Origin of the sequence: Streptomyces armeniacus, assembly GCF_003355155.1 — a bacterium.
GTDB lineage: Bacteria > Actinomycetota > Actinomycetes > Streptomycetales > Streptomycetaceae > Streptomyces > Streptomyces armeniacus.
Map to the genome: position 1 here is coordinate 5,853,423 of NZ_CP031320.1, position 26,985 is coordinate 5,880,407.

Below are 26,985 nucleotides of genomic sequence, written 5' to 3' on the forward strand. Positions count from 1 at the left end.
GGGCGGGACTTCCGGGTGCCCCGCCCGAGGTCGTACGGTGGCTGCCATGGCACCCGATTCCGCAGCTCCGGACTCCCCGCAGGACGATCCCGAACGTGACGATCCCGAACGTTATGTCGGACTCTCCTCCGAGACCGCGGAGCAGCGGGCACACGCGCGGGGCTGGTCCACGGTGCGCGTGCTCGCGCCGGACGCGATCATCACCATGGAGTTCCTGTCCGGGCGGCTGAATCTCGCCGTACAGGACGGCACGGTCGTCCGCTGCTGGAAGGGCTGACCGCCCCTGCGGGTCCCGCCACGGGTACGGCCCCCGCCGTGCCCGTACGTCACTTCCCGCGCGGGCCCAGGGGTGCGGTGGGCGTCGGCGCCGTGCGGTCCGTGCCGGCGGGGCGGCGGCCGCCGCCGCCCTGGCCCGCGGGGGCGCGTTCCGCGGCGCGTACGGGATGCGGCCGCGCCGTGTGGTGCACGCGGGCGGGCGGTGCGCCGGGTGTGCCCGGGACGGGCGGCACGGCGGCGCCGTCGGAGGGCTGCGGCTCGGCCGGCCAGGCGGGCTCCTCGGCGTGCGGTTCACCTTCGGGGTGCTCTGAGGCCGACTCCTCGTCGGCCGCGGCCCCGGCACCCGCGTACGGGCGCGGGGAACGCCCGCCGGACCGGTGCCCGGCCGCCGAGTACTGGCCGTTGGAGCGCCCCAGCGCGGGCGCCGGCGACGGGGACGCGGTGGACACCGGCAGGGGAGCCTGCCGCCGGCGCAGGGCGCGCAGCCGCTCGCGGTACTCGAGGACCAGCGACTCGGCGCGGGCGATGGCCGGTTCGCACCACGGCAGGCCGAGCAGGATCAGCAGGCCGGCCGCCCAGCCCAGGAGCACGTCGCTGACCCAGTGCGTACCGAGGTAGACCGTGGTGGCGCCGACGCCGAGGGCGGCGAACGCGGCGACCAGCGAGAGCATCCGGCGGGCCCGCGGCGTGCTGGCGAGGTAGGCGAGGATGCCCCAGGTCACGACGGCGTTCGCGGTGTGGCCGGAGGGGAATATATCGCCGCCGGCGAAGAGTTCGGCGGAGCCGACCTCGGTGGCGTAGTGCGGCCCGAGCCTGCCGAGCCCGATCTTGACCGCGCCGACGGACACGTTGAGCAGCAGCAGCGCCAGGGCGAGGATCAGCAGGGGGCGCGGTGTGCGCTGCCGCCAGGAGCGCCAGCCGAGCCAGGCCGCGACGAGCACGGCGGTCGGGGCGCGCTGGCCGAGGACCACGAAGTAGTCCAGGAACGCGTGGTACTCCGGCCACTGCTTGTACGGCCGGAACAGCATCACCTGCCAGTCCACCCGTACGAGAATGCTCTTCAGGAGGACCGCGGCGACAATGACCGCATACAGCACCACAGTTGAGCCGAACAGCACCCTGCGGTGTCGGCTCATCCGCGGGACATCGCGGCTGCTCGGTCGCTCAGGCTCTTGCTCGAGCCTGGCGAGGATTCGCTCGGTACGCACCCAATCGACGTTACAACGCGTCTGAGAGGTGAACGTACTAGTCACCGCCTTTGTGATGACGATGTGATGTGGAGTGCGTCTCATCCCGGCTTTTATCCCGCGTATTCCGGTGGCTTATCCGGGCTCCCGATCACGCGTTTAGGCGTTGCTTAACAACGGCGTATCCCGGTCTCTCTGTATTCCGTTCACCAGTGCTTAATCCGGAATTATCCCTTCGCTTCCCGGGTGCGCGCACACCCTTGCACAGACTCCCTGACCAGGGGCGGGTACCCCCGCGCGGAGCGCCCGAACGCGGTCCCGCGGCCCGCCAGCGTACGGCCACGGCGGGCCCGCCCGCGTACGGGCCGCACGGACCCGCCCGCGCGGGGGAGCCCGTACGAACGCTCCGTCCGAAGCCCGTACGACGCCCGCGCCGGCCGCCCCTCCGACGCCCGTACGCCCGCCCGCGCGGGACCCGTACGCCCGCCCGCCTGCGGTCCGAGGTGAGACGCGCCACTCGACCACCGCGCCGCGTCGCGTACCCTGACGCCCATCCGTCCCGCTGTGCCGGGCCGGGCGCCGCCCCCGGAGCGCTCCGGCTTTCCCCCCGGTACGACGAGGCCGGATGCAAGAGGAGGTGCGTACATGTCAGGGACGCCCACGGCCGGTACCCAGGCCGACGTCCCCGCACAGCGAGTGGGCCCGCCGCCCGGTGAGGCCGGTGCCGCGAACCGCTGGACCGTTCTCGTCGTCCTCTGCGCCAGTCTTCTTCTCGTGGCCCTGGACGCCACCGTGCTCCACGTCGCGGTCCCCGCCGTGGCAGCGGACCTCCGTCCCGGTTCGCAGCAGCTGCTCTGGATCGTCGACGCGTATCCGCTCGTCTGTGCCTCGCTGCTCATCCTCTTCGGCACGCTCGGAGACCGGATCGGGAGACGGCGGGTACTGCTGTTCGGCTACGCCCTGTTCGCCCTCGCCTCGGCCGTCGCGGCCTACGCCCACACGCCGGAGCTGCTCATCGGCGCCCGCGCGCTGCTCGGCGTCGGCGGCGCGATGATCATGCCCGCCACCCTCTCGATCCTCCGGCAGGTCTTCCCCGACCGCCGTGAACGCGCGGTGGCCGTCGGCATCTGGAGCGCCGTCGCCGCGGTCGGCGCCGCGGTCGGGCCGCTCTTCGGCGGGCTGCTGCTGGAGCACTTCTGGTGGGGCTCCGTCTTCCTGATCAACATCCCGCTGATGGCGGCCAGCCTGCCCATCGGCCGTCTGCTGCTGCCCGAGTCCACCAGCCGCCGCGAGGGCCCGTGGGACGTGCTGGGCGCCGCGATGGCGGCGGCCGGGCTGTTCGGCGTCATCTACGGCGTGAAGGCGGCCGGTTCCGGCAGCGCCCTCTCCCCGGACGGGCTGCTGCCGCTGACGACGGGCGCGGCGCTGCTGATCCTGTTCGTACGGCGGCAGCGGCGGCGCCCGCATCCGCTCATCGACATCGCCGCGATCGCCCGCCCCGCGTTCGGCACCGCGGTCGGCTGCATCGTGCTCACCGTGCTGGCGCTGGTCGGGCTGGCGCTGATCGCCGCGCAGTACCTTCAGCTCGTACTGGGACTGTCCCCGCTGGAGACCGGGCTGCGGCTGCTGCCGCTGTCCGTGGCCGCCATCGCGGCGGGCCTCACCGGGTCGCGGCTGCTGCACCGGCTGGGGCCGCGCCGTATGGTCGCGTTCGGCTTCCTGCTCACGGCGTTCGCCGTGCTCCTCCTGACCATGACGGGCCAGGAGGACCGGCCGGTCTTCCTCGTCGCCTGCTTCGTGCTGCTCGGCTTCGGCCTGGAGACGACGCTGTTCGGCTGCTACGAGTCGATGCTCAGCAACTCGTCGGCGGACCGCGCGGGCGGCGCCGCGGCGGTCGGCGAGACCGCGTACCAGCTGGGCGCGGGCATCGGCATCGCGCTCCTCGGCAGCGTCATGAACGCCGCCTACGCCCCCCGCGTACGCGAGGTGTCCGGTGTGCCCAGCGACGCGCGGGGCGACGCGAGCCACTCGCTGGGCGAGGCGTACGGCGTCGCTTCCCACCTCGGCGACCCGGCGGGCGGTGTGCTGCTGCACGCGGCGCGCGTCTCGTTCGTACACGGGCTGCACGTGACGCTGCTCGTCAGCGCCGGACTGCTGCTGCTCGGTGCGCTCGCGGCGCTGCGGCTGCCGCGGACGATGGAGTGCGCGAGCCAGCAGGAGGAGGAGTCGGCGCGGAACGACGCGGCGCACGGGGAGACGCCGCGGGATGACGCGGCACGCGGGGACGCCGCGCGGGGCGACGTGGCGCGGACGGACACCGTACGGAAGGACGCGGCGGGCGGGCCGCTCGTGTCGACCGGGGTCACCCGGTCGTAGCCCGGCGGAGGTCGCCGGGAGGCCCACAGGGGAGGCCGGGGAAAGGCGCCGAGGGGCGCCGAGGGGCGTCGGCGCGGCGGCATGACGGCGCGACGGGTCGCGTCCCGGCCGCCCCCGGGCCGTCGGACCACGGGGGCGGCGCTCGTACGGCCGCCGCCTGCGCACCCGGCTCAACGCCGGGCGTTCGCCGGGGTCTGTCAGCCAGACCCTAGCTCTGGTTGAAGAAGCCGCCCTCGGTGCGGCGGTCCTCACCGTTCACGATCTTGTATTCGGCCGGCGTCAGCAGGAAGACCCGCGTGGCCACACGGTCGATGGAACCGCGCAGGCCGAAGATCAGCCCTGCGCAGAAATCCACGACGCGCTTCGCGTCGTCCGAGTCCATCCCCGTGAGATTCACGATCACCGGGACCCCGTCGCGGAACAGTTCCCCGATTCCGCGTGCGTCCCGGAAACCGTCCGGGGTGACCGTCGCGATCCGGGCGCCCTGATCCTGGGCGGCCTCGGCCGTCACCCGGACCCGCGGGTCCGTCACCCACGGTTCGCGAGCGGCGTCTCCGGGCTCCGGTCCCTCGGCGTAGTCGTCGTCGTAGTAACGCATCTCGCTGTCGTCGACGAGGCCCAGCCAGGCACTCGCCTTGCGCACCGATCCCATTGGACGCCTCCTCTCCTCTGCGTCGCGGCGTCGAAAACTGTCGATAGCGGCACCGCCGCGGGTTCCGCAATCCTATGGTCATGCATGATGCGGAGGTTGTGCCAAGTAGATTGGCGCTACAGACGGGATTCGTGACGGTTCTGGTGCAGAACACATGGCGCCGGATCAGGGATCTTTCCGTGTACGGGTGGTGACGGTGTGCTGGATCCACGCCGTCCCGCCGGACGGGTGGCCACCACTGACAGACGGGTGAGAGAGCTTGTGCCCCGGATAACGTGATCCGGCGTCACAAAGGAACGGGGGAAGCGTGTTCGGAATCGTCAGGCCCTGCCGCCACCGGCTGGGCGACGGGCTGCTGACATCGTGGACGGCGCACCTGTGCGGGCTCTGCCTCGCACTCCGCGGCGACCACGGGCAGTTCGCCAGGGTGGTGACCAACTACGACGGCCTGCTTGTCTCGGTGCTGACCGAGGCGCAGTCGCCGCGTACGGAGGAGCTGCGCCGTACGGCCGGGCCCTGCCCACTGCGCGGCATGCGTACCGCGTCCGTCGCGCGCGGCGAAGGGGCGCGGCTGGCCGCGTCCGTGTCGCTCGTGCTCGCCTCCGCGAAGACGCGGGACCACATCGCCGACGGCGACGGGCTGCTGGCGCGCCGCCCCGTGGCCGCCGCCGCGCGCCGGGTGGCCGCGGGCTGGGACCAGGCGGGCGCGCGTACGGGAGCGGACCTCGGCTTCGACACGGGCGTCCTGACCGCGGCCATCGACCGGCAGCCGGAGGTCGAGGCCGCCGCACGGCCGGGCAGCCCGCTGCTGGCCGTCACGGAGCCCACCGAGACGGCGACGGCGGCCGCCTTCGCGCACACCGCGCTGCTCGCCGGGCGGCCCGCGAACGTGGCGCCGCTGACGGAGGCGGGGCGGCTGTTCGGCCGTCTCGCGCATCTCCTGGACGCCGTCGAGGATCTGACGGCCGATGAGGCGTCGGGCGCGTGGAACCCGGTCGCGGCCACCGCCACGCCCCTGGCGGAGGTGCGGCGGCTGTGCGACGACGCGGCGCACGGCGTACGGCTCGCCCTGCGGGACGCGGAGTTCACCGACGGCAGGCTGGCGCACGTGCTGCTCGTACACGAGCTGCCGAGGGCGGTGGACCGGGCGTTCGGGGTGACGTGCGCGCACGGCGGCGCGCCGCACGGCGTCCACGGTGGGCGGGGCGTGCACGGTGCGCACGGAGGCGCGTACGGACCCGGCGGCGGGAATCCGTACGGGCAGCAGCCGCCGGCGGGCGGCGGGAACCCGTACGGCGGCGATCCCTACGGCGGCGGGAATCCGTACGGCGGCAATCCGTACGGTGGCGGCGCACCGGGTGGTCCCGGCGGCCCGTACGGCGGCGGGCTGGGCCCCGGGCCCGGCGGCAGGCCGCCGAAGCGGTCGTTCCTCGCCGGCTGCGGCGCCTTCCTCGCCCTGTGCTGCACGTGCCGGATGTGCTGCAAGGAGGAGTACGAGGGGCCGTGGAGCCGTAAGAAGCGCGAGGGCTGTTGCCACAAGTGCGACTGCTGCGACTGCTGCTCGTGTGACTGCTGACGAGGGGCGCCGGCGGCACTGCGCACCGTGGTGAGGGGACTGCTGACCGTACGGGCACGGGTCGTGTCCGTACGGTGCGCTCCACGTGGCCGCAAGGCACATCGGTGCGGGGCTCGACCACCGGTCGGGACGAGGTTTACCGTTGTGTGTATACCGGACTTTGGGGGCCGTAATGGTCTTGGAGTTGGTCGCAGCGGGGCTCGGCGGTGGCGTGCTCTACGTCATGGCGGCGGCCCGGGTGGTGAGGCAGTACGAGCGAGGGCTCGTGTTCCGTCTCGGTCGGCTCCGAGGTGGCCTGAAGCAGCCCGGATTCACCATGATCATCCCGGCGGTGGACCGGCTCCAGAAGGTGAACATGCAGGTCGTGACCCTGCCGGTGCCCGCGCAGGAGGGCATCACGCGGGACAACGTCACGGTCCGCGTCGACGCGGTGGTGTACTTCAAGGTCGTCGACCCCGCGGACGCGATCATCCGCGTCGAGGACTACCGCTTCGCGGTCTCCCAGATGGCGCAGACCGCGCTCCGTTCGATCATCGGCAAGAGCGAGCTGGACGATCTGCTCTCCAACCGGGAGAAGCTGAACCAGGGCCTGGAGCTGATGATCGACAGTCCCGCCGTGGAGTGGGGCGTGACGATCGACCGCGTGGAGATCAAGGACGTTTCGCTGCCGGAGACGATGAAGCGATCCATGGCCCGGCAGGCGGAGGCGACGCGCGACAGGCGCGCCCGGGTGATCAACGCGGACGCCGAGCTGCAGGCGTCGAAGAAGCTCGCGCAGGCCGCCGACGCGATGGCCGACACACCGGCCGCGCTCCAGCTGCGGCTGCTGCAGACGGTCGCCTCGGTCGCGACGGAGAAGAACTCCACGCTGGTGCTGCCGTTCCCCGTTGAGCTGCTCCGGTTCCTGGACCGTACGCAGCACGGCTCGCAGGAGCACGGCGAAGAGGCGGAGCAGCGGGCGCGTGCGGCGCGTACGGCTGCCCGCGCGGCCGAGAGCACGGCCGACGCCGCGGCGTCGGAGCGCGCGGCCGAGATGGACGCGGCGCAGGCGGAGGAGCAGGCGCCGCTGCTGGACGCGGAGTCGCCGACGTCGCTCGCGTCCCTGGAGCAGGGCGGAGCGCTCGACGAGACCGAGGCGCTGGAGCCCCTGGAGCCGCTGGTGCTGGGTGAACCGCCCGAGGACGACGTGGCGCTGCCGGAATCCGGGCGGGAGTCCGAGGCGGAGCCCGAGACGGAGTCCGGGCGGGAGGAACGGCGGAAGAGGATCTAGCCCGCACCCGGTCCAGGGCTGACATCTCTGCGCGAACCGCGCGAAAACCCCCCGGAATCCGGAATCTGACGGGCAATTACCGGACAGCACCCGCCTCCGCCCTTGTGTGTTAACCGACGTTCGCGCAATACTCAGCGCGCAAGTTGGCATGGACGCGACTTTCTTCAAGTGAGAAGGCCTGTGTCCGTACTTCCTCCGGGCGCGCTCTGACTCGGGTGTGCCCAACCCCCACTGGAGGCGGAGTTGAGACACAACCGTCGTATATCCAAGCGCCGTATGGCCGTTGCCGGAGCGAGCGTGGCGGCCCTGGCCGCTGGAGCGCTCACCCTGTCGAACGCCAACGCGGCGGACTCGCCGGCCGTTGACACCATGTCGCAGACCAAGGCGACCACCCTTGCCCAGGACCTCGTGTCCGAGATCAAGGGCGACGCCGGTGCCTACTACGACGCCAAGGCGAAGAAGCTCGTCGTCAACGTCGTGGACGAGGCCGCCAAGTCGAAGGTCGAGTCGGCCGGTGCCGAGGCCAAGGTCGTCGACCACACCATGGCGCAGCTGAACAGCGTCAAGAAGACGCTCACCGAGAACGACATGGTGGGCACCTCGCGCGCCGTCGACCCGAAGACCAACAAGGTCGTCATCACGGCCGACAAGACGGTCACCGGCGCCAAGCTGGCCAAGCTGAAGAAGCAGGTCGCGGCTCAGGACGGCAAGGCCGTACTGAAGCGCACCGAGGGCAAGTTCACCACCAAGATCGCCGGTGGCGACGCCATCTATGGCTCCGGCTCCCGCTGCTCCCTCGGCTTCAACGTCACCGTGAACGGCGAGGCCGGCTTCCTGACCGCCGGTCACTGCACCAACGCCGTCGACAGCTGGTCCGACTCGCAGGGCGGCGGCGAAATCGCGGCCACGCAGGACGGCAGCTTCCCGGGCGACGACTACGGCCTGGCGATGTACACGGCCGACACCCCGCACCCGAGCGAGGTCAACCTCTACAACGGCAGCACCCAGGCCATCTCCGGCGCGGGTGAGGCCCAGGTCGGCCAGACCGTCCAGCGCAGCGGCAGCACCACGCAGCTGCACGACGGCGAGGTCCTCGCGGTCGACGCCTCCGTCTCCTACCCCGAAGGTACGGTCGACGGTCTCATCCACACCAACGTCTGCGCCGAGCCCGGCGACAGCGGCGGCGCACTGTTCGCCGAGGACAAGGCGCTGGGTATGACCTCCGGCGGCAGCGGTGACTGCTCCTCCGGTGGCGAGACCTACTTCCAGCCCGTCGGTGAGGCTCTCGACAAGTTCGGCGCGCAGATCGGCTGATCTCCACAGCGATTGACCCCCCACGCAACGGAACCCCCCGGAAAACCGGGGGGTTTCGTTGCGCTTGCGTCCGCGCTTGCGTCTGCGTCTGCGCTTACCGCGGTTCTTGCGCCTTGTGCCTGTTTCGATCCGGGAGGGCAAGGGCCGGTGCTCGGACAGGTGTTGAATGCGTGATGGGTTCTGACCGTGTGGAAGGGGATGCCGTGGAGCCGCTGGCGTTGGGGGACCCGGTACGTGTGGTCTCTTATCCCCATCTGACGCTGCCGACGAAGTGTTGGGTGTAGTCTCCTGTGGGCGCCGGATCCTTAAAAAATAAGATACAACAATTTGTTTGTTTGTTCAACGATCCGGCGCCTCCCTGGCTTTACGCCTACGCCTTGTGCGGCAGCGTGAGATGTTGATAAGAGCCAGGAACTCCGCGTGCAGCGCGCGGAGTTCGGGCCCGGGGTCGGTGCCGAGCCGGTCGGCCAGCGTGACCCGCACTTCCTCGTACGCCGCCAGCGCCTCGGCCGTACGCCCGGCGTCGCGCAGCGCGCGCAGGTGCAGGGCGTGCAGGGGCTCGTCCAGCGGGTGCGCGGCGGCGAGTTCGCGCAGTGCGGGCAGCGCCGTCTCGGGGCGGCTCAGCGCGCAGTCCGCCGCCAGCCGGTCGCGGCGCGCGGCGAGGTGCCGGGCGCGGGCGCGTACGCCGGTGGCGCCGCCGCCGTCGGGGAGGTCCGCGAGCGCAGGCCCGCGCCAGAGCGCCAGCGCGTCGTCCAGCTGCCCGGCGGCCTTCTCCGCGTCGCCGTCCGCGAGCGCGCGGGCCCCGTCATCGGCCAGCCGCTCGAAGCGGAAGAGGTCGATGTCGTCCCGGTCGGCCACCAGCCGGTAGCCGCCGGCGCCCGAGGCCACGGCCTCCCGGCCGAGCGCCCGCCGCAGCCGCCCGACCAGGGCCTGGAGTGCGGCGACCTCCTCCGTGGGCGGGTCCTCGCCGGCCGCCCATACGGACCGCACCAGCGCCTCGGTGCTCACCGTGCTCCCGCCCGCCACCGCGAGCGCGGTCAGCAGGGCGCGCAGCCGCGCCCCGCCGAGCGGCACCGTGGTGCCGTCCGTGCGGATTGCCTGCGTGGTCCCCAGAACGCAATAGCGGTAGCGCACCTGTTCATACTGCCAGGTCACCCCGAGCGCCGAACGGCCGCACCGGGGGCTGCCGCGGCCGCGCCGCGGGTTATCCCGGCGGGAAAAAGGCCGCCCAAGGCAGCTGTTCCCGCGTGGTATATGCGGGAGTTCTTTTGCGCAGCCACGGCCGCTCCGCACCGTGAATTGGTGACGCTTTCAATCAATCCCCGCCGCCACCCGGCGGAATCCGGACGTCCGGACGCACAAGCGGAACCTCCAGGCGAGAGCGCTAGGACCCCTTGTACGGGCCCCGCGCGGACCGTACGGCCGCCCGCACCCGCCCCGTTCCACGCCGGTCCGCGCACGCCCGCGCGACAATGCGGCCCGTACGCTGACGGACACCTCCGCCCGAGTGACCGCCCATGTCAGCGGGGGTCGCCGCCAAGGCGCCGCGGCAATCCGGAGGAATGTTTCAGAAAGCGTCCGCGGCGGCTCGCGTCCGGCCGAGCCGCGACGCGTTCCTTTGCCGCCGCACCGGCGAAAAGTGGCCTGAAATCCTCAGCCCGCAGGCATCTCGGAGCCTGGTAAGGAAGCGCTCTCGTTCGTATAGTGGGTTTTGCCGGGAAGTATGCAACTCCCCCCACGTGTAGGTCTCGAGGCGCCTCGATCGACCGCTCGGCAACCTCGATCGACCTGCGGGCATCGACCGGCCCGGTTCGGCTGCGCGCCGCGCAGAGCTCTCTCGTTCTTCGCACTCGAAACGCGCAATTGCCATGCCCTCTGCCCATTCCGTACGGGATGCGCGGAGGTGAACAGTCCCGCGGTTCACCGTGCGGGCGAAGCCTGCCCGGAAACCGGCACCCCCACGTGCGGCGCCACCGCACATTCCGTCCCCCGGCGCCGCTCACGACGCTCGAAAGGACAAACATGTCAGGTGCTCTTCTCGCAGGTGGCGCGGTCGCGGCACTCTTCGCGTCGACCATGTCCGCGCAAAGCGCGCCAGCGTCAGCGGAATCCGAAGTCCCGTCTCAGAGAATCGAGATCGGCATCCAGACGGTAAACGGCTCTGGCTGCCCCAAGGGAACGGCCGCGGTGGCGACCGCCCAGGACAACACCGCCTTCACCGTGACCTACAGCGACTATCTCGCCCAGGTCGGCGGCGGCGCCAGCCCCACCGACGTACGGAAGAACTGCCAGCTGAACCTCGACGTACACGTGCCGCAGGGCTTCACGTACGCCGTCGCCGCCGTCGACTACCGCGGCTTCGCACAGCTGCAGAACGGCGCGAAGGGGCTCCAGAAGGCCAGCTACTACTTCCAGGGCTCCCCGCACACCGCGCACCAGAACCACGAGTTCAAGGGCCCCTTCACCGACAACTGGCAGACCAGGGACAGCACCGACTACAGCGAACTGGTCTGGGCCCCGTGCGGAGAGGACAAGAACTTCAACATCAACTCCGAACTGCGCGTCAGCGCGGGCACCTCGGACAGCGACTCGTCGACGAGCTTCATGACCATGGACTCGACCGACGGAAGCGTCAGCACCATCTTCCAGCTCTCCTGGAAGAAGTGCTGATCACCAGCGCGTACCTCTCAGTCAGACTTGCGATGGGAGAACCATGCCCGGTGTTCTTCTCGCGGGCGGCGCACTCGCTGCGCTGTTCGCCTCGACGCTCTCCGTCCAGAACCCGCACGCCACACCGCCGTACTTCGAGGATCCGCCCGAGGACGAGATCGTGATCACGGTGGCAACGGTCAACGGTTCGGGGTGTCCGAAGGGGACGGCAGCGGTCGCCGTGTCCCCGGACAACAAGGCGTTCACGGTCACCTACTCCGACTATCTGGCACAGGTCGGCAAGGGCTCCACGCCCACCGACTTCCGGAAGAACTGCCAGCTCAGCCTCGTCATGCACGTACCGCACGGGTTCACGTACGCCATCGCGAGCGTGGACTACCGCGGTTACGCCTTCCTGGAGCCGGGCGCATCGAGCATCTCGAAGGCGTCGTACTACTTCCAGGGCTCCTCGGAGACCACGCACCACGAACACCCGTACACCGGCGCCTACAACGACAACTGGCAGGCCACGGACGAGACCGAATGGGCTCACATGGTCTGGGCGCCCTGCGGCGAACTGCGCAACTTCAACATCAACACCGAGCTGCGCGTCAACGCGGGCACCTCGGACACGAAGAACACGACGAGTTTCATGACCATGGACTCGACGGACGGCGAGGTCGGCACGACGTACCACTTCGCCTGGAAGAAGTGTGAGAAGGCGCCCGCCAAGCGCTGATCCCACACGCCCCTTCAGCCCGTCCGGCGCGCGCCTCTCACGTACGGCGCGTGACCGCGCGCCCTTTCAGCCCGTCCGGCGATTGAGGACGGCCCTCGGCCACGACGCCGGCGCACTTGGCCACAGCCCGTCGGTCCACCGACAGGTCGTGGCCGCCCCGGTCCGTCCTCAAACGCCGGACAGGCTTGGATTGGGCTGAGCTTGCCCGCCCAACGGGGCGGCCGTTCGCCCGCCGGTGGAGCCGACGGGCTGTGGCTCAGCGTGTGCCGCGCCGGGTACGGTCTGACGCTATGACCAGCGCCGCCTCCGTACGCCACGAGCACCGCCGGCCGAGTCCCGTCTTTCTGGGGCTGGTTGCCGTGATGGGGGTGTCCGGGTGGGCGGTCTGGGGCGGGTTCGCCGGGGTGACCGGGCTCGCGGTGTTCCTCTTCGTGGTGTCGGGCTGGATCGTGTCGCTCTGCCTGCACGAGTACGCGCACGCCCGTTCCGCGCTGCACGGCGGGGACGTGTCGGTCGGCGCGAAGGGCTATCTCACGCTCAACCCGCTGAAGTACACGCACGCGCTGCTCAGCATCGTGCTGCCGGTGCTGTTCGTCGTCATGGGCGGGATCGGGCTGCCCGGCGGCGCGGTGTTCATCGAACGGGGGCGTATCCGCGGCCGTTGGCGGCACAGTCTGATCTCCGCCGCCGGGCCGCTGACGAACGCGCTGTTCGCGGTGGTGCTCACCGCCCCGTGGTGGCTGGACGCGATGGACGGGGTGCCGGTGGCGTTCCGCTGCGCGCTCGCGTTCCTGGCGATGCTCCAGGTGACGGCGGCGATCCTGAACTTCCTGCCGGTGCCCGGGCTGGACGGCTACGGCGTGATCGAGCCGTGGCTGTCGCACCGCACGCGCGCCCAGGCCGAGCCGTTCGCGCCGTACGGTCTGCTCGTCGTCTTCGGGTGCCTGTGGATTCCGCAGGTCAACGAGGTGTTCTGGGACGCGATCGACGCGGTGATGCGGTCGCTGGGCGTCTCGGACGCGGAGACCTACTTCGGCCTCGAGTACTTCCGCTTCTGGGCGGGCGAGCCGGAGAACGTGTTCGTGGGGCTCGGCCTGCTCTGACGGTGCGGCGTGTTCTGACCGTCCGTACGGTCAGCCCCGCGCGCCCGCGTCCGTACGGTCCGCGTCCGTACGGGCGGCCGCCGCCTCCGCGCGGCCGCGGCGCACGTAGTACCACGCCATGTTGGACGTGAGCCCCGCCAGCAGCACCCACACGATCCCCAGCCAGCTGCCCTTGGCGAACGACACCACCGCCGCCACGACCGCCAGCAGGCAGACGACCGTGCTGTACAGCGCGATCCCCCGGGGCGGGCGCGGCACGCGGGACCGGGACGGCGCGGGGGCGGTGCTGGGGCTGGGGGTCGGGGCGGTCATACGGGCGGGCTCCAGTCGGCGGTGCGGGCTCAGGGCGTACGGACCGTACGGGACGGTACGTGACGGGCGGCGCGTACGTGACGGGCGGCGCGTACGCACCCGGGTGCGGTGGACGTACGGGTGCCATTGTCGCCCATCGCCCCGCCGCCTCAGACGTCGGTGAGCCGTACCCCCGCGTGCGCGCGGTAGCGGCGGTTGACGGAGATCAGGTTGGCGACGAGCGACTCGACCTGGTGCGCGTTGCGCAGCCGCCCCGCGTAGACGCCGCGCATCCCGGGGATGCGGCCGGCCAGCGCCTGCACGATCTCGCAGTCGTCCCGCACCTCGCCGAGCACCATCACGTCGGTCTCGATCTCCTCGACGGCGGGGTCCGCGAGGAGGACGGCGGAGAGGTGGTGGAACGCGGCCGTGACACGGGAGTCGGGCAGGAGCGCGGCGGCCTGCTCGGCGGCGCTGCCCTCCTCCGGCTTCAGGGCGTAGGCGCCCTTCTTGTCGAAACCGAGCGGGTTCACGCAGTCGACGACCAGCTTGCCCGCCAGGTCGTCGCGGAGCGCCTCGAGCGTCTTGCCGTGGCCCTCCCAGGGAACGGCGATGATCACCACGTCGGAACGGCGCGCGCACTCGGCGTTCTCGGCGCCCTCGACGCCCTCGCCGAGTTCACCGGCGGCCTGCTGGGCGCGCTCGGCGGCGCGCGAGCCGATGATCACCCGCTGGCCCGCCCTGGCCAGCCGGTACGCGAGGCCGCGCCCCTGGTCGCCGGTGCCCCCGAGCACGCCTACGGTGAGCCCGGACACGTCGGGGAGGTCCCAGGGGTCCTTCTTCGGAGCGGCCTTCGGTGCGGCAGGTGAGGTCATACGGAGATCTTGCCAGCCCGGACCGGAACTCGCCGTACCGGAGAGTAGTGAAGGTCATCACGCGCCATGCGCCCACGCGCGAACCCGGGGGCGCACCGCCCCCGCCCGTGCGCCGCACGCGCGCGGCGCACGGGCCTGTCACGGCAATCCGCCACGCCACACCCGTCCCGTCCGGCATCATGCGCGCCATGGATGCCGTACGGGTCGCGCTGCTGCGTGAAGTGCTCGCCGGGACCGAGTGGTTGGACTCCACGCGCCGGTTCGCCGGGTCGCTGCGTACGTCGGTCGCGCCGCGCCGCCGCGGCGGGCTGCTGCTGGTCGGCAGCGAGGACCACGAGCCGTGGCATCTGGCCGCGCACCTGGACGACGAGGCGGCCTGGTCGGGGCTGCCGGAGCTGTCGCCGACGCTCGTACGGCACCGGGTGCCGGACTCCGCCCCCGCGCACCTGTCCGTCGGGCTCGGCCGCGTCGCGGCGGCGGGGCGCGGCGAGACGCTGCTCGTGGTGACGCCGGAGGAGCCCGGCGCGGGGCTGCTGGAACGCGTACAGGACGCGCGCCGCGCCGGGGCCACCGTGCTCGCGATGGACGGCGGGGAGGCGGGCGGCGGTGGCGCGGGCGGCGCGCCCGAGCTGCGCGGCCTCGCGCACGACGCGCTCACCGCCGACCCGGACGAGGTCGACCTGGACACGCTGCAGCACCTGGTGAGCGCCGCGGCCGGGGAGAACTCCGCCGGCCCGTACGGGACGAACGCCGGTGCCGCCGGCCCGCGCAAGCGCGCCCGCGGCTTCCGGGACCGCCTCTCGCGGCTGGCCGACCAGCTGACGGCGCCACCGCCCACGCGCTGGTAGACGCGCCCGCGGACACCACGCGCCCCGGCCCCGGGGCCGCCGCCCGCGGCGGATATTCCGTTGCCCGCCCGTTCGGCACGGTGAACGATGACCTCTCGTGTCCCCCAAGCTCCGGGCGCTGCTGCCCGACCTCGCCCCCTGGCACGCGTCGCGGGACTTCCGCCTCATGTGGATCGCCGGCGCCGTCACGGTGTTCGGCAGCTTCCTCTCGTTTGTCGCGCTGCCGTACCAGCTCAAGGAGTTGACGGGGTCGCCGGTCGCGGTGGGCGCACTGGGCGCGGTGCAGCTGGTGCCGCTGGTGGTGTTCGGCCTGTACGGGGGCGCGCTCGCGGATGCCGCGGACAAACGGAAGTTGATCTTCTGGAGCGAGGTCGCGCTCGGTGTCTCCGCGCTCGGGCTGCTCCTCAACACCCTGCTGCCGTCGCCCATGATCTGGCCGCTGTACGTCGCGGGCGCGCTGACCAGCGCGCTCGCCGGCATCCAGCAGCCCGCCCTGGACGCGCTCGTGCCCCGGATCGTCGCCCACGACCAACTCAGCGCCGCCGCCGCGCTGAACGCCCTCCGCTGGCAGATCGGCGGCGTCGTCGGCCCAGCCCTCGCCGGCCTGCTGATCGCCTACGCCGGGCTGGAGGTCGCGTACGCCCTGGACGTCCTCACCTTCGTCGTGTCCGTCGCGCTGGCCTGGCAGCTGCGGCCGTCGCCGGCCGCGCACGACGCGGAGAAGCCGTCCCTCAGCGGCATTCTCGCGGGCGCCCGCTACGCGTGGAGCAGGAAGGAGCTGCTGGGCACGTACGCGATCGACCTGGCGGCGATGCTGTTCGCCTTCCCGCTGGCGCTGTTCCCGTTCCTGGCCGACGACTTGGACGCGGAGTGGGCGCTGGGGCTGATGTACGCGACGCTCCCGTTCGGCTCGATGCTGGTGAGCGCGACGAGCGGGTGGAGCAGACGCATCCACCGGCACGGGCGCGTGGTCGCGCTCGCGGCGGTGTGCTGGGGCGCGTCGATGGCGGTGGCCGGGGCGATGCAGAACATCTGGCTGGTGCTGCTGTTCCTCACCATGTCGGGCGGCTTCGACATGGTGAGCGGGATCTTCCGTTCGACGATGTGGAACCAGTCCATCCCCGACGAACTGCGCGGCCGCCTCGCCGGCATCGAGCTGCTGTCGTACTCGCTGGGGCCGCAGCTCGGACAGGTGCGGTCGGGCGGCGTGGCCGCGCTGACCTCCGTACGGACGTCGGTGTGGAGCGGCGGACTCGCGTGCGTGGCGGCGGCGGGGCTGCTGGCGCTCGCGCTGCCGAAGCTGATGGCGTACGACGCGCGGACGAGCCCGCACGCGAAGGCGGTCCGCGAGGCCCGCATGAGCCGTACGCAGGAGTCGCTCTAGGCGCCGGGGCCGCGCCAGGCGGCTCCGGCGCGGGACGCGGTTCGGCGTGGTGCCGGCGGCGCGTTCAGCGGCCCTCCTCCTCGTCCGCCTCCTCGTCCTCCGCCGGCGTCGCGTCGTGCCAGCGCGGGTCGTTCTCCCATTTCAGATTGCGTTCGCGGGCCGTCTCCATGGCGTGCGCGGCCTCCTCGCGGCTCGCGTACGGCCCGAAACGGTCCTTGCCCGGGCACTCGGGACCCTCCTCGACCGTCTGGTGCTCGAGGCAGTAGAACCACTCGCCCGGCTTGCCGACCGTCTTGCGCTTGAAGAGTGCCATGCGTTCATGCTGCCCCAGGGCCGTGCCGGTGACCACAGCTACACTCGCGACATGTCTGGCCAGTCTCTTCTCGTTCCCGGCACACTCTCTCCGCAGCGTGCCGTCCCGCCCTCGATCCCGCGTCCCGAGTACGTCGGCAAGCCCGCCCCCACCCCGTACACCGGGCCCGAAGTGCAGGATTCCGAGACGATCGAGCGGATGCGCGTCGCCGGCCGCATCGCCGCCCGCGCGATGGAGGAGGCCGCGCAGCACATCGCGCCCGGCGTGACCACCGACAAGCTGGACGAGATCGCGCACGCGTACATGTGCGACCACGGCGCGTACCCCTCGACGCTCGGTTACCGCAAGTTCCCCAAGTCCCTCTGCTCCTCGGTCAACGAAGTCATCTGCCACGGCATCCCCGACTCCACCGTCCTCCGCGACGGCGACATCGTGAACCTGGACGTCACGGCCTTCATCGGCGGCGTACACGGCGACAACAACGCCACGTACCTGTGCGGTGACGTGGACGAGGAGTCCCGCCTGCTCGTGGAGCGGACCCGGGAGTCGCTGCGGCGCGCGATCAAGGCCGTACGGCCGGGCCGCCAGGTGAACGTGATCGGGCGCGTCATCGAGTCGTACGCCAAGCGCTTCGGATACGGCGTCGTACGGGACTTCACCGGCCACGGCGTCAACTCGTCGTTCCACTCCGGGCTGATCATCCCGCACTACGACGACGAGCGCGCCACCACCGTGATGAAGCCCGGCATGACGTTCACGATCGAGCCGATGCTGACGCTGGGCACGTACGAGTGGGACATGTGGGACGACGGCTGGACGGTCGTCACGAAGGACCGCAAGCGGTCGGCGCAGTTCGAGCACACGCTCGTGGTGACGGAGACGGGTGCGGAGATCCTCACGCTGCCCTGAGGGTCTCCCGTGGGGATCTCCGCGGCACGGGTCAGATTTGCCGACAGCGCGTCGGCAAAACATTGACTTAGGTAAGCCTAAGTAGGAGGATCGGCGGAGCGTCGGCATGCTCGCACCGCCGTCCGTCCCCTTTTGCCCCGGCACCCACGGAGGCCCCCGCCATGGCCGCGTCCGATGTCACCTCCGATGTCACGGCCCAGTCCGCCGCGACGCCGTTCTCCACGCTCATCCGCACCGCCTCGAAGGAGCAGCACGAGGAGGCGGAGACGTCGGCGTTCATGAGCCACCTCCTCGGCGGGCGGCTCGGCGTGGACGCGTACCGGCGCTACACCGAGCAGCTGTGGTTCGTCTACGACGCCATGGAATCCGCCGCCGACGGCCTCCGCGCCGACCCGGTCGCCGGGCCGTTCATCGACCCCGGCCTGTTCCGGCTGCCGTCCCTGCGGCGCGACCTGGACCACCTGCACGGCGGCACGGACTGGCGTACGCGCGTACGGCCGCTCCCGGCCACGGGCGCGTACGCGGCACGGATCGCGGAGCTCGCGCGGGACTGGCCGGGCGGCTACGTCGCGCACCACTACACCCGCTACCTCGGCGACCTCTCCGGCGGCCAGATCATCCGCGGAAAGGCGGAACAGACCTGGGGCTTCGCGCGCAAGGGCGACGGCGTGCGGTTCTACGTCTTCGAGGAGATCGGCAACCCGGCGGCATTCAAGCGCGCGTACCGCGAACGGCTGGACGCGCTGCCGCTGGACGACCTGGAGAAGCAGCGGGTGGTGGACGAGTGCAAGCGGGCGTTCGCGCTGAACACGGCGGTGTTCCGGGAACTGGGCGAGGAGTTCCCGGCGAGCGCGTAGCCCCTCTGGCACCTCAGCCCATTCCAGCCCGTCCGGCGCTCACCTGATCCGGCACCTCAGCCCATTCCAGCCCGTCCGGCGATTGAGGACGGCCCCCGGCCACGACCGCGGGACGGGTGACCCTGGCGGGTCACCTCGGCGTACGCGTGGGCGCGGCCGGGGGCCGACCTCGGCTCGGACTCCGGCTGAGGGCTGTCCTCAAACGCCGGACGGGCTGGAAGGGCCGCGGCGGCGGGTGGCGTATGCCGCTGCCGCACCGATCAGGGCCAGGCCGCCCGCTCCGCCCAGCAGAGCCGCGACAGGCGTACCCGTACCGGTCGAGGCGAGGCTGCCCGAGCCGCCGGTGTCACCGCCGCCGACCGTTCCGGCCGACGACGACGAGCCGGACGAGCCGTCCGAGCCGGACGAGTCCGAGGAACCGGACGTACCGTCCGACCCACCGCCCGGAAGCTCCGCACCCTCGTCCAGCGCAACGGAGACGGTCACGGGATCAAGGGCGTCGCCCTTCTCGTAGAAGCCGCCGAACGCCTTCGCGCCGTCGGCCGTCAGCGTCGCGGGCAGCTTGTCGAGGGTGACGATGTCCTCGTCCGGCGTGAGGGCGCCGTCGGGAACCGTGAGCGAGGCGACCGTCAGGGCGTCGTACTCGCTCACTTCACCCGTCTTCCGGTCCTTGGCCGCCACGTCTGCGACCAGCGACCCCTCGGTGCCGTCGGTCTCCACGCGCAGCGCGGAGAACTTCAGGTCCAGGGCGTACTCCTGGCCCTGGCCCGACTCCTTGTGGGCGAGGAAGCGGACGGCGCCGTCGAAGTCCGCGTCGAGGGAGCCTGCGCCGGAGTCGAGGTCGCCGTTGCCGCCGGGGAAGCGGTAGCCGTCGCCGTTGTCCTGTGCGCCGCCGGAGAGTTCGACCTTGCCGCCGCCGATCGGGCCGGTGACATACGTACGGAAGGACTCCTTCACGCCCCAGTCCAGGTTGCCGTCGACGACCTCGCCGGACTCGGCGGTCGCGGGGTCGGCGGGGTCGGCGGGGTCGCTGCCCGAGCCCGTACCGGGGGCGGGGCCGGTGTCGGCGCCGGTGCCGCCTGACGCACCCGTACTGCCAGCGCCACCCGTACCGCCCGTACTGCCCGTGCCCGCCGAGCCGTTGCCGCTCTCGCCGCCACCACCGGCGGCACCCGTACCGCCCGTACCACTGGTTACGGGGCGCACCGCGAGCGTGGCGGGGTCGAGGTCGTCGCCCTCCTTGTAGAAGCCGTTGAACGCCTTCGCGCCCTCGGCCGTCAGCGTCGCGGGGACGTCCGCGAAGGTCATCTCGCCGCCCTCGCCCTGCCCGGGCTCGACCGCGGCCAGGTCGAGCGCGGCCACCTCGACGTCGTCGCTCGACGTACCGCCCGTGCTGACGTCGGCGGTGATCGTGCCCTGCCGCCCGTCGTCCGAGGTCACCTTGAGGTCGGCGAAGGCGAGATCCAACTGCCCGCCGTGCGCGGCGAAGCGGACGCTGCCCTCGAACGCGACGTCCACGCCGTGGCTGCCCGGGTCGTACGTGCCGGTGCCCGCGGTGAAGCGGAAGGTGCCGTCCGGGTTCTCTTCGGCGCCGTCGCCGACGGTGATGTCGCCGCCGCCGATCGGGCCGGTGACGTAGTCGCGGAACGACTTCTTGACGCCCCAGTCCAGGGTGCCGTCGGTCAGTTCGACGGCGGCGGGCGCCTGTGCGGCCGTACGGTCGCGGGCGCCGCCGCCGTCGTCGGCGGCGACGGCGGCGGCGGTCGCGGGCAGGGCGAGGAACGCGGTCGCGGCGAGAACGGTCGCGGTGGCGGCGGCGAGCGCCGCGCCGTGTACGGCGGGCCTGCCGGGACCGGCGGGCCTGGTGGGTCTGGTGCTCCTGGTGGCGGTCATTCGGGCTGCTGCTCCTTGGAGTTGGCTGCTGAGTCGCGATCGGGATCGGGATGGGTTACGGACGTGGGGACCGCGGCCGCCGTACGGACATGGCGCCGGCCGCGCAGGTACCAGAAGACGCCGCCGAGGACCGCCAGCGAGGCGGCGGTGAGCGCGACCGGCAGCGCGGCCCCGGACCCGGACGCGGCGGTCTCGGCCGTGCCCGCGTCCGGGTCCGCCGCGGCCGGGCGCGCGGAAACCGAAGCGGACGGGGAAGCGGAAGCGGACGGGGCGGTGCCGATGTCGGGCAGCGCGGGCAGTTCGGCGTCCTCGGTCAGGGCGACGGCGAGGGACACGGGCGCCATGTCGGTGCCCTTCGCGTAAACGCCGCCGAAGAACTCCGCGCCGTCCGCGGTGAGTTCGGCCGGTGCCTCGGTGACGCGGAGCAGGCCGTCGCGTGCCGCGCCGGGCTTCAGCGCCTTCACCGGGAAGGTCACCAGCGGTGTGCCGTCCGCGGACAGCGTGCCGCTCCGGTCCCGTACCCGTACGGACACCCCGCTCAGGGCCGTGTCCAGGTGCTTGCCGGTGAACCGGACGGTGCCGCCGAACTCCGCGTCCAGTTCGCCCTTGGCCAGGTCGTAGCGGCCGGTGCCGGCGGGGAAGCGGTAGGCGGCGCCGCCGTCCCGCGCCCCTCCCGAGAGCTGCCAGCGGCCCCTGGCGACCGGCCCGGTGACGTACTCGCGGAACGTGCGCCGCACGCCCCAGTCGACGGCGGCGTCCGTGAACTTCCCCCGTACGGCGGCCTGTCGCGGCGAGCCGGAGGCACCGCCCTCGTCGTCACCCGCGCCGCCCGGCGTACGGCCCGCGCCGCCCGCCGCCCGTACGTCCGCCGACAGGCTCACCGGGTCGAGCGCCGTGCCCGCCGGGTAGTAGCCCGCGAACGACTCGGCGCCCTCGGCGGTCAGCTTGGCGGGCACGTTGGCGAGGGTGAGGGGCGTGCCGCCGCCGCGCATGTCGACACCGGACAGGTCGAGCGAGGCCAGCGGCACCTGCCTGCTCTCGGTGACCTTCCCGGACCCCTTCGCCCTGCTGCGCAGGTCGGCACGGAGCGAGCCCGAACCGCCCGCGGTGACGCGGACGGTGGGGTTGCTGATCGTGAGGTCCAGCTCCTTCGTGCCGTCTGGCTTCGGATGCCCGGTGAACCGCACGCCGCCCCGGAAGCCCGCCTGCAACGCGCCGTCCGCCGGGTCGTACGAACCGGAAGCCGAGTGGAACCGGAACTGGCTTTCCCCGGCCGTGCTCGCTCCCCCGCGGAGGGTCCAGCCGCCCTCGGCGACAGGCCCGGTGACGTAGCGCTGGAACGACGCCTTGACGCTCCAGTCGAGCCGACCGCCGGCGACCGTACGGTCCGCCGCCCGCGCGCCGTCGGCCGGGAGCAGCGCGACGGCGAGCACCGCCGCGGGCAGTGCGGCGGCGAGCACGCGGAGGGTTCTGAACGCGGACACAGCGGACCTCCCTGGGCAGACCAGGCTGGGCAGATCAAGACTGGAAACAAAGGTAAGGCTAACCTAAGCTATCCCCGGTCCCGCTGGAACCCCCTCCCCCTGGAAGGCAGTGCGCCGTGCGTCAACCACCGCGTGTCCTGGGCGTGTTGGCCGCCCTGCTCAGTTCCGCCCTCGTCCTCACCGCGTGCGGCGGCACGGGCGGCGCGGACGCGGGCGGCGAGCCCGCGCGCGCCAAGGCGTCCGCTCGCGCCGACCGGGCCGAGCCGCTGACCGGGCCCGCGCCGAACCCGCGCCTGCCGGTCACGGTCGGCACGGCGAAGCCGGGCGGCAGCGGCGGCAGCAAGGGCGGCGGCAGCGGCGGCAGTTCAGACGACGGCGGCAGCGTGACCGTCGAGAGCGCCGAACGGATCGTGCCCCTCTCCGGCTCGCTCTCCGAGATCGTCTTCTCCCTCGGCCTCGGCGACCGGGTCGTGGCACGGGACGTGTCGGCCACTTTCGAACAGGCGGCGAAACTGCCGCTGGTGACCCGCGGGCACGACGTCTCCGCCGAGGGCGTGCTCGCGCTCAAGCCGACGGTCGTCCTGGCCGAGACCACCACCGGCCCCGACGAGGCTGTACGGCAGCTGCGGGACGCGGGCGTGCCGGTCGTCGTGGTCGCCGCCGCACGGGAGTTGGACGATGTCGGCACGCGTATCGACATGGTCGCCGCCGCCCTCGGGGTGACGAAGGCGGGCGACCGGCTCCGTACGCGCACCGAGCAGCGGATCGCGAAGGCCCGCCAGGACATCCCCGGCGGCAACGGCGGCAACGGCGGCAATGACCACAGCGGCGACAGCGGCGGCGACGGGCAGGGCACGGACGGAAAGCCGCGCGTCGCGTTCCTCTATCTGCGCGGCACGGCGTCCGTCTACCTGCTGGGCGGGGCGGGTTCGGGCGCGAGTTCGCTCATCGAGGCGGCGGGCGGCGTGGACGCGGGCAAGGAGTCGGGGCTGCGCAAGGACTTCACGGCGCTCACCAGCGAGGCGCTGGTCAAGGCCGCGCCCGACGTGATCCTGGTGATGGCCAAGGGCCTGGAGTCCGTCGGCGGTGTGGACGGCCTGGTGCAGGTCCCGGGCGTCGCGCAGACCCCGGCGGGCATGGACCGCCGCGTCGCGAGCGTCGACGACGGCGTGCTGCTCAGCTACGGGCCGCGTACGGACCGGGTGCTGCGCGCGCTGGTACGGCAGTTCCACGAGGGAGCCGGGTGACCGCGGAAGCCGGTGCGGCGGCCGTGACCGAGGACGGCGAGACACACGACGAGGCCACCGCCCCGGCGCGTGCGCCGAGCCCGACCCCGGACCCGCACCGCACCCGCACCCGCACCCGCCCGCGCCGCGCCCGTACGGCCCTGCTCACCGCCGTACTCGCCGCCGCGCTCGCCGTCCTGGCACTCCTGTCCGTCGGCAGCGGCGCGTACGGCATCCCGCTCTCCGACGTCCTCGGCTCCCTCGCCCACCGGGCCGGGCTCGGGGGCGCGCCGCTCGACCGGGTCGGCGAGAGCGTGCTGTGGAACGTGCGCCTCCCGCGCGTCGTGCTCGGGCTGCTCGTCGGGGCGTCGCTGGGCTGCGCCGGCGCGCTGATGCAGGGCATGTTCGGCAATCCGCTCGCCGAGCCGGGCGTCATCGGCATCTCGTCGGGCGCGGCGGTCGGCGCGGTCGCGTCGATCGCGTTCGGGCTCGGCTTCCTCGGCAACTGGACGGTCACCGTGTGCGCGTTCGCCGCCGGGCTCGCCACGGTGCTGCTCGTGTACGTGCTGTCGCGGTCCGGCGGCCGTACGGAGGTCGTCACGCTCATTCTCACCGGCATCGCCGTGAACGCCTTCGCGGGCGCCCTCATCGGCCTGTTCCTCTTCTTCGCCGACAACGCGGCGCTCACCCAGATCACGTTCTGGCAGCTCGGTTCCCTGGCGCAGGCCACCTGGGCCAAGGTGCTGGCCGTGCTGCCGTGCGCGCTGGCGGGGCTGTGCGTGGCGCCGCTGTACGCGCGGCGGCTGGATCTGCTGGCGCTCGGCGAGCGGCCCGCGCGCCATCTGGGCGTGGACGTCGAGCGGTTGCGGATCGTACTGGTGCTGGTGGTCGCGCTGCTCACGGCGGCGGCCGTGGCAGTGGCCGGGATCATCACGTTCGTCGGGCTGGTGATTCCGCATCTGCTGCGGATGGCCGCGGGCCCCGGCCACCGCTTCCTGGTGCCGGGCAGCGCGCTCGGCGGCGCGGTGGTGCTGGTGGCCGCCGACCTGGCGGCCCGCACGGTCGTGGCGCCGGCGGAGCTGCCGCTGGGCGTGCTGACGGCGCTGATCGGCTCGCCGTTCTTCTTCTGGCTGCTGCGCAGGACGCGGCGGCGGCAGGGAGGCTGGGCGTGAACGGGCCGTACCGCAGGCGGCTGCGTGCCGTACGGGTGTGGGGCGCGGCGGGGCGTGCGCTGCCGGAGGCGGCCCGTACGGGTACGACGGTCGCCGCGGCGCGCGGGCTCTCCGTACGGATCGGCTCCCGTACGGTGCTCAACGGCGTCGATCTGGCGCTGTCCGCAGGCGAGTTGCTCGCCCTCGTCGGGCCGAACGGCGCGGGCAAGTCCACGCTCCTCGGGGCGCTCGCCGGGGACTTCGCGCCCGGCGCGGGCGAGGTGCGCCTCGGTGGCCGCCGCTGCGCCGACTGGTCGGCGCCCGAACTCGCCCTGCGCCGCGCGGTGCTGCCGCAGGCCGCCGAGCTGGCCTTCCCGTTCACGGTCGAGGAGGTCGTACGGATGGGCCGGGCGCCGTGGGCCGGCACGGACGCCGAGGACGAGGACGACGAGGCGGTGGCCGCCGCCATGGCCGACACGGAGGTCGCGGACTTCGCCGCCCGCCCGTTCTCCGCGCTGTCCGGCGGCGAGCGGGCCCGCGTCGCGCTCGCCCGCGTTCTAGCGCAGCGCGCGCCCGTACTGCTGCTGGACGAGCCGACCGCCGCGCTGGACCTGCGCCATCAGGAGCTGGTGCTGCGGCTGTGCCGGGCGCGGGCGGCGGCGGGCACGGCGGTGGCGGTGGTGCTGCACGACCTCGGGTTGGCGGCGGCGTACGCGGACCGGGCGGCGGTGCTGGACGAGGGGCGGATCGCGCTGGAGGGGCCGCCGGACGGGGTGTTCACGGCGGAGGCGCTCTCGCGGATCTACGAGCAGCCGGTGGAGATCGTCCAACATCCGCGTACGGGCGCCCGCCTGGTGCTGCCCGTGCGCGGCGCGCGGAGTGCGCGGGGCGCGTGACGCGCGGACGGCGCGCGGTGGCCTCCGGGGCGCGCTGGGCGGTGCGCCCCGCCCGGCGATGACCCTCGGTGAGGCTCACCGGAATGGTTGCCTCATGTGCAACACCGCAGCTCGGCGCGGCGCTGTAGAGCTGTACGCCATTTCCACCGCCGCACCGTTTCGGCGCGTTGTGACTCCCCGGTCACAGGGCGCCGCGCGGACTCGGCGACCGACGCGAGGCGTCGGTCCGGGGCGCGGCCGGGACAGCGAGGAGCCCGACGATGCACGACGCCGGCCAGCACCCCGTACCACCGCGGCGGCACCGCTCACGCCGTCACGGGGGACGGCACGGACCCGACGGGCGGGAGCGGCGGGACGCCCGGACGGCCCGGAGACGCCGGGGGGCCGCGGCATGAGCGACCAGTTAACGCTGCGGCTGTGCCGCTGGTGCGGGCGGCTGTCCGTGCCGGAACGCACCGCACACGGCGGCGCGTACGTCTGCGGCACCTGCCGGAAGCGCGGCGGCACCGAGCAGTTGGCGCCACCGCGCCCGCACGCGGCCGTACACGCCGCACACACGGCTCCGTCCCGCTGAGAGAGCTCCAGGGCGCACCCCGTGCCGTCCTCCGTGCTGCGATGCTGGCCGTATGAGGGCACACGCATGAAGGCACACGAACGCGTCCGGCTCGGCCGTACGGACCTGTCGGTGACGCGCCTCGGACTCGGACTCGCCTCCATCGGCGGCCTGTTCACGCCCGTGCCCGGGGCGCAGGCGCGCGCCACCGTCGACCGGGCCTGGGAGCTGGGGCTCCGCTTCTTCGACACGGCGCCCGTGTACGGCTACGGCCGGTCCGAGGCCCGCGCCGGGCGTGCGCTCCGGGCGCGTCCGCGCGCGGAGTACGTGCTGTGCACCAAGGTCGGCAGGCTGATCGAGCCCGGCGGCACGGACACGCAGCCCGTCTGGGCCGATCCGCCGCCTGGCGTCGGGCCGCGCCGCGACCACTCGTACGACGCCGCGCACCGCTCCGTGGTCGAGAGCCTGGACCGGCTCGGCCTGGACCGGATCGACGTGCTGCACGTCCACGACCCGGACGAGGACTACCCCACCGCGCTCCACGGCGCCTACCCCGCCCTGGCCGAGCTGCGCGAACGCGGCGCCGTCGGCGCCGTGTCCCTCGGCGTCAACCACGCCGACGTCGCCGCCCGCTTCCTCCGCGAGGCGCCAGCGCCGGGCCCCGACTGCGTGCTGCTGGCGGGCCGTTACGGGCTGCTCGACCAGTCGGGGCTGGCGGATCTGCTGCCGCTCTGCGCGGAGCGCGGCGTCGCCGTCATCGCGGCGGGCGTCTTCCAGGGCGGGCTGCTGACGGACGCGGACTCGCGCGACGAACGCGTGCACGCGCTGCGGGCGGTCTGCGCGCGGTACGGGGTGTCGCCGCTCGCCGCCGCGCTGCAGTTCCCTCCGGCGCACCCGGCGGTCGCCACGACGCTGGTCGGCGCCCGTACGCCGGATGAAGTCGCCGCCAGCGTGGCGCACTTCGAACGTCCGGTGCCCACCGCGCTCTGGGCCGCGCTGAAGTCGGACGGGCTGCTGCGGGCGGACGCGCCGACGCCGTCGGCGGACGCCTGAGACTTCCTGCGCGGTTTCGGCGGAATGGCTGGAAAGTATCGCCATGACTCCAACAAGTTGGACATCACAGCGAATTTTGAACAAACAGCGGTGGAACCCCTTCCGTATGA

The 26,985-nt window shown here is 72.7% G+C and carries 24 protein-coding genes and 1 pseudogene; 17 read left to right on the forward strand and 8 right to left on the reverse strand.

Features of this window, described 5'->3' with window-relative positions; all coding sequences use genetic code 11:
• Positions 1 to 46 precede the first annotated feature (46 nt).
• On the forward strand, positions 47 to 277 hold the full coding sequence (locus tag DVA86_RS25515) for an I78 family peptidase inhibitor (protein WP_208881762.1): 231 nt from the start codon (positions 47 to 49) through the stop codon (positions 275 to 277).
• A gap of 49 nt (positions 278 to 326) precedes the next feature.
• Here the strand turns inward: DVA86_RS25515 and DVA86_RS25520 are convergent, their stop codons facing one another.
• On the reverse strand, positions 327 to 1,412 hold the full coding sequence (locus DVA86_RS25520; RefSeq protein ID WP_425470928.1) for a phosphatase PAP2 family protein: 1,086 nt from the start codon (positions 1,410 to 1,412) through the stop codon (positions 327 to 329).
• Between the two features lie 696 nt (positions 1,413 to 2,108).
• On the opposite strand from DVA86_RS25520, the gene DVA86_RS25525 reads away from it, so the two are divergent.
• Positions 2,109 to 3,839: an MFS transporter gene (locus DVA86_RS25525; RefSeq protein WP_208881765.1), complete on the forward strand. Its 1,731-nt coding sequence runs from the start codon at positions 2,109 to 2,111 to the stop codon at positions 3,837 to 3,839.
• Between the two features lie 208 nt (positions 3,840 to 4,047).
• Here DVA86_RS25525 and DVA86_RS25530 read toward each other — a convergent pair whose 3' ends face one another.
• The gene (locus DVA86_RS25530; RefSeq protein ID WP_208881766.1) at positions 4,048 to 4,491 is read right to left on the reverse strand and encodes a cell division protein SepF; all 444 of its coding nucleotides are present in this window, start codon (positions 4,489 to 4,491) and stop codon (positions 4,048 to 4,050) included.
• Positions 4,492 to 4,798: 307 nt separating this feature from the next.
• Here DVA86_RS25530 and DVA86_RS25535 point away from each other — a divergent pair, with 307 nt between their 5' ends.
• The 3 genes from DVA86_RS25535 (at position 4,799) to DVA86_RS25545 (ending at position 8,651) form a co-directional block, all read left to right on the forward strand.
• Positions 4,799 to 6,067, forward strand: a complete 1,269-nt coding sequence (locus tag DVA86_RS25535; RefSeq protein ID WP_208881768.1) for a DUF5685 family protein — start codon at positions 4,799 to 4,801, stop codon at positions 6,065 to 6,067.
• A 172-nt stretch (positions 6,068 to 6,239) separates the two neighbouring features.
• On the forward strand, positions 6,240 to 7,337 hold the full coding sequence (locus DVA86_RS25540; RefSeq protein ID WP_208881769.1) for a slipin family protein: 1,098 nt from the start codon (positions 6,240 to 6,242) through the stop codon (positions 7,335 to 7,337).
• Positions 7,338 to 7,613: 276 nt separating this feature from the next.
• Entirely contained in the window at positions 7,614 to 8,651 is a 1,038-nt protein-coding gene (locus DVA86_RS25545) for a S1 family peptidase (protein WP_208881771.1), read from the forward strand.
• A 408-nt stretch (positions 8,652 to 9,059) separates the two neighbouring features.
• On the opposite strand, the pseudogene DVA86_RS25550 reads toward DVA86_RS25545, so the two are convergent.
• Positions 9,060 to 9,785, reverse strand: a pseudogene (locus DVA86_RS25550) (AfsR/SARP family transcriptional regulator); the annotation flags it as partial.
• A gap of 888 nt (positions 9,786 to 10,673) precedes the next feature.
• On the opposite strand from DVA86_RS25550, the gene DVA86_RS25555 reads away from it, so the two are divergent.
• The 3 genes from DVA86_RS25555 (at position 10,674) to DVA86_RS25565 (ending at position 13,142) form a co-directional block, all read left to right on the forward strand.
• Positions 10,674 to 11,321, forward strand: coding sequence for a DUF4360 domain-containing protein (locus DVA86_RS25555; RefSeq protein ID WP_208881772.1), 648 nt, complete (start codon positions 10,674 to 10,676; stop codon positions 11,319 to 11,321).
• A 43-nt stretch (positions 11,322 to 11,364) separates the two neighbouring features.
• On the forward strand, positions 11,365 to 12,039 hold the full coding sequence (locus DVA86_RS25560; RefSeq protein ID WP_208881774.1) for a DUF4360 domain-containing protein: 675 nt from the start codon (positions 11,365 to 11,367) through the stop codon (positions 12,037 to 12,039).
• Positions 12,040 to 12,329: 290 nt separating this feature from the next.
• Positions 12,330 to 13,142, forward strand: coding sequence for a site-2 protease family protein (locus DVA86_RS25565; RefSeq protein ID WP_208881776.1), 813 nt, complete (start codon positions 12,330 to 12,332; stop codon positions 13,140 to 13,142).
• Positions 13,143 to 13,172: 30 nt separating this feature from the next.
• Here the strand turns inward: DVA86_RS25565 and DVA86_RS25570 are convergent, their stop codons facing one another.
• Complete coding sequence (locus DVA86_RS25570; RefSeq protein WP_245997134.1) at positions 13,173 to 13,454, reverse strand: hypothetical protein; 282 nt, start codon at positions 13,452 to 13,454, stop codon at positions 13,173 to 13,175.
• 149 nt (positions 13,455 to 13,603) lie between these two features.
• Positions 13,604 to 14,308: an NADPH-dependent F420 reductase gene (gene npdG / locus DVA86_RS25575; protein WP_208881777.1), complete on the reverse strand. Its 705-nt coding sequence runs from the start codon at positions 14,306 to 14,308 to the stop codon at positions 13,604 to 13,606.
• A gap of 188 nt (positions 14,309 to 14,496) precedes the next feature.
• Here npdG and DVA86_RS25580 point away from each other — a divergent pair, with 188 nt between their 5' ends.
• A complete protein-coding gene (locus tag DVA86_RS25580) occupies positions 14,497 to 15,156 on the forward strand; it encodes a hypothetical protein (RefSeq protein WP_208885150.1) in 660 nt (219 codons plus the stop codon).
• A 97-nt stretch (positions 15,157 to 15,253) separates the two neighbouring features.
• Positions 15,254 to 16,540 carry an MFS transporter gene (locus DVA86_RS25585; RefSeq protein WP_245997136.1) on the forward strand — a complete coding sequence of 429 codons (1,287 nt, stop codon included), beginning with the start codon at positions 15,254 to 15,256 and terminating at the stop codon, positions 16,538 to 16,540.
• Positions 16,541 to 16,604: 64 nt separating this feature from the next.
• On the opposite strand, the gene DVA86_RS25590 is transcribed toward DVA86_RS25585, so the two are convergent.
• Positions 16,605 to 16,853, reverse strand: a complete 249-nt coding sequence (locus DVA86_RS25590; protein WP_208881779.1) for a hypothetical protein — start codon at positions 16,851 to 16,853, stop codon at positions 16,605 to 16,607.
• 51 nt (positions 16,854 to 16,904) lie between these two features.
• Here DVA86_RS25590 and map point away from each other — a divergent pair, with 51 nt between their 5' ends.
• Positions 16,905 to 17,762 (forward strand): type I methionyl aminopeptidase, encoded by an 858-nt coding sequence (gene map / locus DVA86_RS25595; protein WP_208881781.1) that lies wholly within the window; start codon positions 16,905 to 16,907, stop codon positions 17,760 to 17,762.
• A 161-nt stretch (positions 17,763 to 17,923) separates the two neighbouring features.
• Entirely contained in the window at positions 17,924 to 18,619 is a 696-nt protein-coding gene (locus tag DVA86_RS25600; RefSeq protein WP_208881783.1) for a biliverdin-producing heme oxygenase, read from the forward strand.
• 198 nt (positions 18,620 to 18,817) lie between these two features.
• Here the strand turns inward: DVA86_RS25600 and DVA86_RS25605 are convergent, their stop codons facing one another.
• Together DVA86_RS25605 and DVA86_RS25610 are read right to left on the reverse strand one after the other, a co-directional pair.
• Entirely contained in the window at positions 18,818 to 20,512 is a 1,695-nt protein-coding gene (locus DVA86_RS25605; RefSeq protein ID WP_208881785.1) for an HtaA domain-containing protein, read from the reverse strand.
• The gene (locus tag DVA86_RS25610) at positions 20,509 to 21,996 is read right to left on the reverse strand and encodes an HtaA domain-containing protein (protein ID WP_208881787.1); all 1,488 of its coding nucleotides are present in this window, start codon (positions 21,994 to 21,996) and stop codon (positions 20,509 to 20,511) included. The genes DVA86_RS25605 and DVA86_RS25610 overlap by 4 nt, the downstream gene beginning before the upstream one ends.
• A 116-nt stretch (positions 21,997 to 22,112) precedes the next feature.
• On the opposite strand from DVA86_RS25610, the gene DVA86_RS25615 reads away from it, so the two are divergent.
• The 5 genes from DVA86_RS25615 (at position 22,113) to DVA86_RS25635 (ending at position 26,875) form a co-directional block, all read left to right on the forward strand.
• Complete coding sequence (locus DVA86_RS25615) at positions 22,113 to 23,243, forward strand: heme/hemin ABC transporter substrate-binding protein (protein ID WP_245997139.1); 1,131 nt, start codon at positions 22,113 to 22,115, stop codon at positions 23,241 to 23,243.
• 140 nt (positions 23,244 to 23,383) lie between these two features.
• On the forward strand, positions 23,384 to 24,394 hold the full coding sequence (locus DVA86_RS25620; protein ID WP_245997736.1) for a FecCD family ABC transporter permease: 1,011 nt from the start codon (positions 23,384 to 23,386) through the stop codon (positions 24,392 to 24,394).
• A 59-nt stretch (positions 24,395 to 24,453) separates the two neighbouring features.
• A complete protein-coding gene (locus DVA86_RS25625) occupies positions 24,454 to 25,269 on the forward strand; it encodes a heme ABC transporter ATP-binding protein (protein ID WP_245997737.1) in 816 nt (271 codons plus the stop codon).
• 391 nt (positions 25,270 to 25,660) lie between these two features.
• Positions 25,661 to 25,843 (forward strand): hypothetical protein, encoded by a 183-nt coding sequence (locus tag DVA86_RS25630; protein ID WP_208881789.1) that lies wholly within the window; start codon positions 25,661 to 25,663, stop codon positions 25,841 to 25,843.
• A 66-nt stretch (positions 25,844 to 25,909) separates the two neighbouring features.
• Complete coding sequence (locus DVA86_RS25635) at positions 25,910 to 26,875, forward strand: aldo/keto reductase (RefSeq protein WP_208881791.1); 966 nt, start codon at positions 25,910 to 25,912, stop codon at positions 26,873 to 26,875.
• Positions 26,876 to 26,985: the final 110 nt, after the last annotated feature.